5 protein-coding genes are annotated in these 6000 nt (G+C 59.3%); 2 read left to right on the plus strand and 3 right to left on the minus strand.

Annotated elements, in window-relative coordinates; all coding sequences use genetic code 11:
• Positions 1 to 154 precede the first annotated feature (154 nt).
• Both EN862_RS22940 and EN862_RS22945 read right to left on the minus strand, forming a co-directional pair.
• Positions 155 to 499, minus strand: a complete 345-nt coding sequence (locus EN862_RS22940) for a hypothetical protein (protein ID WP_127868114.1) — start codon at positions 497 to 499, stop codon at positions 155 to 157.
• Positions 500 to 1327: 828 nt separating this feature from the next.
• Positions 1328 to 1642, minus strand: coding sequence for a hypothetical protein (locus EN862_RS22945; RefSeq protein ID WP_127868115.1), 315 nt, complete (start codon positions 1640 to 1642; stop codon positions 1328 to 1330).
• Between the two features lie 450 nt (positions 1643 to 2092).
• On the opposite strand from EN862_RS22945, the gene EN862_RS22950 reads away from it, so the two are divergent.
• Positions 2093 to 2380, plus strand: a complete 288-nt coding sequence (locus EN862_RS22950) for a hypothetical protein (RefSeq protein WP_127868116.1) — start codon at positions 2093 to 2095, stop codon at positions 2378 to 2380.
• Positions 2381 to 3233: 853 nt separating this feature from the next.
• Here EN862_RS22950 and EN862_RS22960 read toward each other — a convergent pair.
• Positions 3234 to 4058, minus strand: coding sequence for a class II aldolase/adducin family protein (locus tag EN862_RS22960; protein ID WP_127868118.1), 825 nt, complete (start codon positions 4056 to 4058; stop codon positions 3234 to 3236).
• A gap of 108 nt (positions 4059 to 4166) precedes the next feature.
• Here EN862_RS22960 and EN862_RS22965 point away from each other — a divergent pair, with 108 nt between their 5' ends.
• A complete protein-coding gene (locus tag EN862_RS22965) occupies positions 4167 to 5705 on the plus strand; it encodes a winged helix-turn-helix domain-containing protein (protein ID WP_127868119.1) in 1539 nt (512 codons plus the stop codon).
• Positions 5706 to 6000 lie beyond the last annotated feature (295 nt).

Raw genomic sequence — 6000 nt, forward strand, 5'->3', positions numbered from 1 at the left:
AAGTCGGTGCCAGCTTCATAGTCCTAGACGCGACATCCTTCCTCCGGGCCGCAGCCTCAGTTGCTTTTCAAGAAAGCGGGACGATTCCTCGAGTGCCGCATAGACCGACGTTCGAAGCCAACGGTCCATGTTGCGGGCAAGGCCGGGTCGCCGCTCAGAAAAAGGCCGCCCCTTTCCTTCTCTCGCACGAAGCTTGAGCGGCCTCCAGTATGGCCCCCAGCGAAACAACGCACGTCTCGACGTAAAGGTCGACGTCCCGGTGCGGGTCGGCCGAACACAGCTTGGGCACATTCGCACCCGGCTCGACCACAAGGCAGTAATGAGGGTGCTTCGGCGGGGGATGTCGCGGAAATGGATAGCGGATGACGGCACGCCGCCGCAGCAGTTCAGCGAGGTCGATCTTTCGCCGCACCAACCACATTAGGGTGGAAACATCCACGTCGGCGAGCGCGACCTCCGCCTCGATGTTGCATTGCGCCCATTGCGCCAGCGCGTTCATCGCCGGCTCGAGCTTGAGCGACTTCTCGGTGCGGAAATAGGCGATTGTGCCCGACGCCTCGTCCTCGATGCGCTCGACTAGCCCCCGACGCTTCCATCTCTTTGAGCCACCTCGACAAGAGGGCGGACGAAATGTTGCCTACTCCCTTGCGAGTGGCGGACCCGGCCGCGAGATAGAGCGCTCGCTTGGCCGGCTTTCCAATTCCCACTTACGCGACGTTGGCTTGACAGAATTTGACCTCGAAGCGGCCTGCGCCGACAGTTTCGATCGATGCGCCTCTCGCGCGCTCATGAGCGTAGCGCAGAAGCGATCAGGCAACTGGTAAAGGGCCTCGCCGGACCTGTGCGGCGACCGATGTGACCTCAAGCCTGAAGATTAGAAGTCACTAATGTGGTATACCGGCTGCGAGGGATTTTCCATGACGCAGTCAAAGCTGTATTTCGCATTGGCGTGGCTCGCACTGCTCGGCAATGCCGAGGCCCACGAGTGGTATACCGGCAAGACAGACCCAGTTCTGCACTACGACTGTTGTGGAGGCAAAGACTGCCACCCAATCGATCCGAGCGAAGTCAGGATGACAAAAGATGGCTATTTCGTGCGCCCGCCACGCCCATTCTATTTGAACGAGCCACAGGAGCCGGAGTGGTTTATACCCAGAGAGCGTGTCCAGACGTCGCCAGATGATCGCTACCACATTTGTGAGCGTCTGATGACGTTCTACAGGTCGATCATTCCCCGCATGCAGTACCAAGCCTATCAGAGATTTAGATGGACGTGCTTTTTCGCACCACCGGGCACAAGCTCAATAGGGCAAAGGTAGAAAAACATTCACATTGCATCTGCAGGTGCGAAGAAGCAATTCTCATCCTCTTCGGTGGGATGCAGGCAGATGTGGAAATTGTCATCGCCGGACGGAAGAACCACGTCGTAAGGCACGAAGTAGCGGTTCTGGTGGGTTACTTTTCGGTGGTCGCCCGGCCGCAGGATGATCACATAGCCGTCTGGTCGAGGCGTCACCGCTAGGCTTGGGATCTTTTCGCACTCTCCGCTAACTTGGTCGCCGTGGCAGCAGGCAGGTGGATACGTCCAGTTCCCGTTGGGGCTGTGGGCTAGAGCGGCGCTGGCCTCTAGCGCAGTGGCCATGATGACCCCTCCTGCTAGACAAGCCTTACGGTAGGTTGCTCCCTCATGCACCAGACGGCCCTCAAACCCGTCGATGAAGTTCCCAGTATATACCATTAGCACATGCTAATATAGTGCCTTAGACGACTGCTCGTTTGGCATCGATCATCAACGACGACGGCTGAGCTGCTTGTTGAGGGAGAGCAGGATGCACTCCGCGAAAGCGCTCTCCGCGAGCAAACTCACGGACCTAATAAATGCGCAGCGAACGCATCGACACTGCTCCGGTTCCTAGTGGTCGGGCTTTTGCAGTCGCCCTAGCGAACCGGCAACGGTGTTTCGCTAAGGTGCGTCCGTTGCTCGATGCCTTCAGCGTTTACCTTCCACTTCACGCCTACACATTCCATTGCTTGGCTGCTGCAAATGGAGTGTTCTGACCAGCTTACGGCTCATTCTTGACGGCTGCTGACGATGAAGAGTCCTGTTCAAGCAATTCAGCTCGCTGGCGAGCGGCGCCAGGTGACTGCGCTGTTCTACGACGTGGTTGGATCGACAGAGTTGATGGAGCGCAGCGATCCGGAAGAATATGGCAGATTTTCACCGCGTTTCCGAAAAGGTCATCCAGCGTCATGGCGGGTTCCGCCGGATTTCCAAGAAGCTTCCGAGGTAAGCTGGTCGAAGGTGCGCAGCGAACTCGGCTACCGACATTTGGTGCACCTCGCGGATGTTTCGAAGGATGGGCATTGGACAGCCGGATGACGTCAGAATGGACAGCGAAGCTCGCGGGGTGGGCAGAGTCTGTCCGGCGGTTGGCAGATGAATTTTCTCCCCAGGACGGAGCATTTCCCTGAGCAAGCACGTGCTCAACGATAAGAAGCCGCCCATGACGTGTCATTGCCCTTGCGGCAATTCCGGAGGATGACGGTTGCGCTTTCAGTCCAGCCATGCACCACACGCCGCATCAGATAGAGATCGCCCGCTGTTGGCACGCTTTGAAAAAGGTTCAAAGAGCACACCACGGGCGTTGGGAGCGTGACCTCAGGATTATGGTGAGCAACGAACCCTGTCCACCGCCGACATCTAAGATCGTTCCGGCCAACAGTCATTGGCGTCGACGACCGCCTCTCCTGGCGTGCGCGGTCCGTGATCGCCGCGTGAAAATGGCCGCTGCCACCGGGTGTGCATCGAGGTAGTCGTACAATCAATTGCCAAAAACATGGGCGAAGGCCGCCTCACCGGTTTGCACGGCATGGTGGAGATCGCCCCAGGGGCGCCAAAGCATTTCCTCGCGACGGGCGCTTGCGACCGCAACTCGTCAGCGATCGCCGTAAGACCGAAACGGCCCTCCTCATCTTCCGCAAAGATGCCCAAGCTCGCCAAGGTGCGCAGCAGCCGATGGAGAGCCTCAGGGTGAGACCCTGTGGTCGTTGCGATCTCATGTGGAGTTTTCGGTCCACTCTCCAGAATATCCGCGATCCCAAGCTTCGCGGCGACATGGACCAATGGCCTATCCATCCTGCGGCAGCCATTTGAAGCAGCGCCATGGTCGCCGACGTACTGTCGCATTCGGTGTTCGCCGACATTGATGCTAGCCTCTCACGTGATCGCCTGACTATTTCAGCAGGTCCGGCTGTACCCTTACGATATGGTCCCACAGCGGCTGGCACTGGAACCAACCACTGAAAGGAGTCCCGTTCACGGCCCGAGCGGCACGAGCGTTGGAGCGGTCGACCTGGAGCGGCTTGCAAACCGACTCGGCAAGAAACTGCGCCTGACAACAACGCTCCATCGCGACAAACCACCAGGCAGCCTCCTCGACTGTCCTGCCAACGGTCAACAGTCCATGGTTGCGCAGAATCGCAGCTTTGTGCGGGCCGAGGCAGCGCGCAAGGTCGGCACCTTCGCTCGCCTCCGTAATGATCACTCGCGCATCGTCGAAGAAAACGTGGTCCTCGTAAAAGGCACAGGCATCCTGTGTAATCGGATCGAGCAGGCGACCGACCGCAGACCAGGCCTTGCCATAGATAGAATGGGCGTGTGCCGCGGCGACAATCTCAGGGCGAGCCTCGTGAATCGCCGCGTGGATCGCGAAGGCAGAGACATTGAGCGGGCCTTCACCCTCAACCACGTTGCCCTTGCGGTCAACCCGGATCAAGTCGCTGGATCTAATTTGTCCAAAGTGCATGCCGAAGGGATTGACCCAGAACGTGTCGGTGAATTCGGGATCGCGCGCCGTGATGTGGCCCGCTACGCCTTCGCTGAAGCCGAACGCGGCGAAGATGCGGAAAGCGCCGGCAAGGCGCAGTTTGCGGTGCTGGCGTTCATCGAGAAGGTTGGCAAAACTCGGGACGGCGATTCGCCTTAATGCCGAGTCGTAGGCGTCCTTCTTGGCATGTTCGAGATCAGAGCGGGGCGCCGATTTAACAGATACACTCATTGTTTCCTCCTATCGAAATTGGAACAACGTTGACGCAATCGGCGGGCGGCGTCTTTAAGCTCTGGCTAATAGTTACAAAAAGTTCCGGTGCGGCTATAAAATTCGCCCATGCAAGGATGTCGGTTCGCCTTCGGCCCTTTCGTCCTGAATGCGGAGACGGGAACCCTGCTCCGGCAAAAAATTCCGATTCCCGTCGGCTACCGCGCGCTGCTCCTGCTTAAGGCGCTGGTAGAGCGGCCTGGCGAAGTGCTCAGCAAGTCGGAGCTGATCAATGCGGCGTGGCCGGGGACAGCGGTAGAGGAGGGCAACCTTTCGGTGCAGATCGCATCGATCAGAAAACTTCTCGGCCCGGCCCCCGACGGCGAGGACTGGATCGCGACAGTTCCCCGGGTCGGCTATCGCTTCACGGGAGCGACAGAGCGCCTGGATGGCGCCAGCCACCACCGCGAGGTGGTCGAGCCCGGCCCTTCTATCGCTGTCCTCCCGTTCGCCAACCTCAGTGACGACGTCCATCAGCAATATTTCGGCGATGGCCTTGCGGAGGACCTAATCACGCGTCTTGCGCGCTTACGCTGGCTGTTTGTCTCCGCCCGCAACTCATCCTTCGCATATGGCGGCAAGGCAGTAGACGTGAAGCATGTCGGCCGCGAGCTCGGCGTCCGATATGTGCTCGACGGAAGCGTTCGCCGCTCCGGACAGCATTTGAGGATAACTGCCCGGGCGAGCGACGCACAAAACGGGCGTCAGATATGGGCTGAACGCTATGATCTCGAGATAGCGGACTTCTTTGCACTGCAGGACCAGATAGTGCAGAGCGTGATCGGCGCGATCGAGCCAAGGCTCTATGTGGCCGAGCACGAACGTTTCCAAAGCCGGGCGCCCGGCAGTCTTGACGCCTGGGGCTTCGCAATGAAAGCGATGCCCTCCGTATGGACATGGGGTTCCGCGCAGGAGATCGAGCTCGCCGAGCGGCTGCTGACCAAGGCTACAGACATCGACCCCGACTATCCCCGTGCCAATTGTCTGCTTGCATGGGCGCTTGCAGCGCGAGTGACGCTCGGACTGGCCGAACCTGCAGACGCTCTTCCGATCGCCCACGATATGGCCCAACGGGCAATCCGCGGCGATCCGGAAGACCCCTGGACGCACTGCGCCGCAGGTTTTGTACACATGGCAACGCGTCACTTCCATCAGGCTGTGGCAGCACTGACCGAGGCGATCATCCTCAACCCTAGCTTTGCCTTCGCTCATGGAATCCTCGGATGCGCCTATGGCTACGGCGGCATGCCCGAGGATGGCTTGCACCACCTCGCTATCGCAGACCGCCTTAGCCCTCGGGACTTCACGCAGGCCGGAAGCCTGTCGACGACGGGGCTGTGCCATTTTGTGGCCGGACGTTACGCCAAGGCGGCGGAATACGAATACCGGGCGGTAGAGCTTCGACCTTATTTCGGGACGGCATGGCGGACCCTCGCGGCATCTGCGGGCATGGCGGGTGACCGTGCCCTCGCCGGCAAGGCTCTCTCGCAGGCTCTGCGGCTGCAGCCCTCGCTTTCCGTCGAGTGGGTTGAGAAATATCACCCGATCGTCCATGAAAGGGATAGGGCCCAGTATATCAAGGGACTGAGCATCGCAGGGCTGAGATAGGTTCAAAAGGCGGAACGCTGCTCGTCGTCTCCGCGGATTCCGGCTATGTAGGCTTTACTAGGCCGCCGGCCCACATCGAATCCGTTGAAAATAAAGTAGCACAATGTCACCCTTACCAACCGGCACTGGCGCCGATCTTTCGTGTGCTTCCTATCGCCCAGACGCTTCTCCGATCGAAACGCAATCGAAACTCCGCCGCGAGTGGATCTGAAAGGCCGCAGGTTGCACGCCGAAGGAAAAACCGGCGATTTCACCCACGAGCTTGTTCCGGATTGCTTTTGCGAAGTCGGCTGTG

The organism is Mesorhizobium sp. M2E.F.Ca.ET.219.01.1.1 (assembly GCF_004016445.2).
Taxonomy (GTDB): Bacteria; Pseudomonadota; Alphaproteobacteria; order Rhizobiales; family Rhizobiaceae; genus Mesorhizobium.

Bases quoted from the DNA above. Each gene is read 5' to 3' on its own strand.
- EN862_RS22940 (WP_127868114.1), bottom strand. From the start codon at position 499: ATGAACGCGCTGGCGCAATGGGCGCAATGCAACATCGAGGCGGAGGTC.
- EN862_RS22945 (WP_127868115.1), bottom strand. From the start codon at position 1,642: ATGGCCACTGCGCTAGAGGCCAGCGCCGCTCTAGCCCACAGCCCCAAC.
- EN862_RS22950 (WP_127868116.1), top strand. From the start codon at position 2,093: ATGAAGAGTCCTGTTCAAGCAATTCAGCTCGCTGGCGAGCGGCGCCAG.
- EN862_RS22960 (WP_127868118.1), bottom strand. From the start codon at position 4,058: ATGAGTGTATCTGTTAAATCGGCGCCCCGCTCTGATCTCGAACATGCC.
- EN862_RS22965 (WP_127868119.1), top strand. From the start codon at position 4,167: ATGCAAGGATGTCGGTTCGCCTTCGGCCCTTTCGTCCTGAATGCGGAG.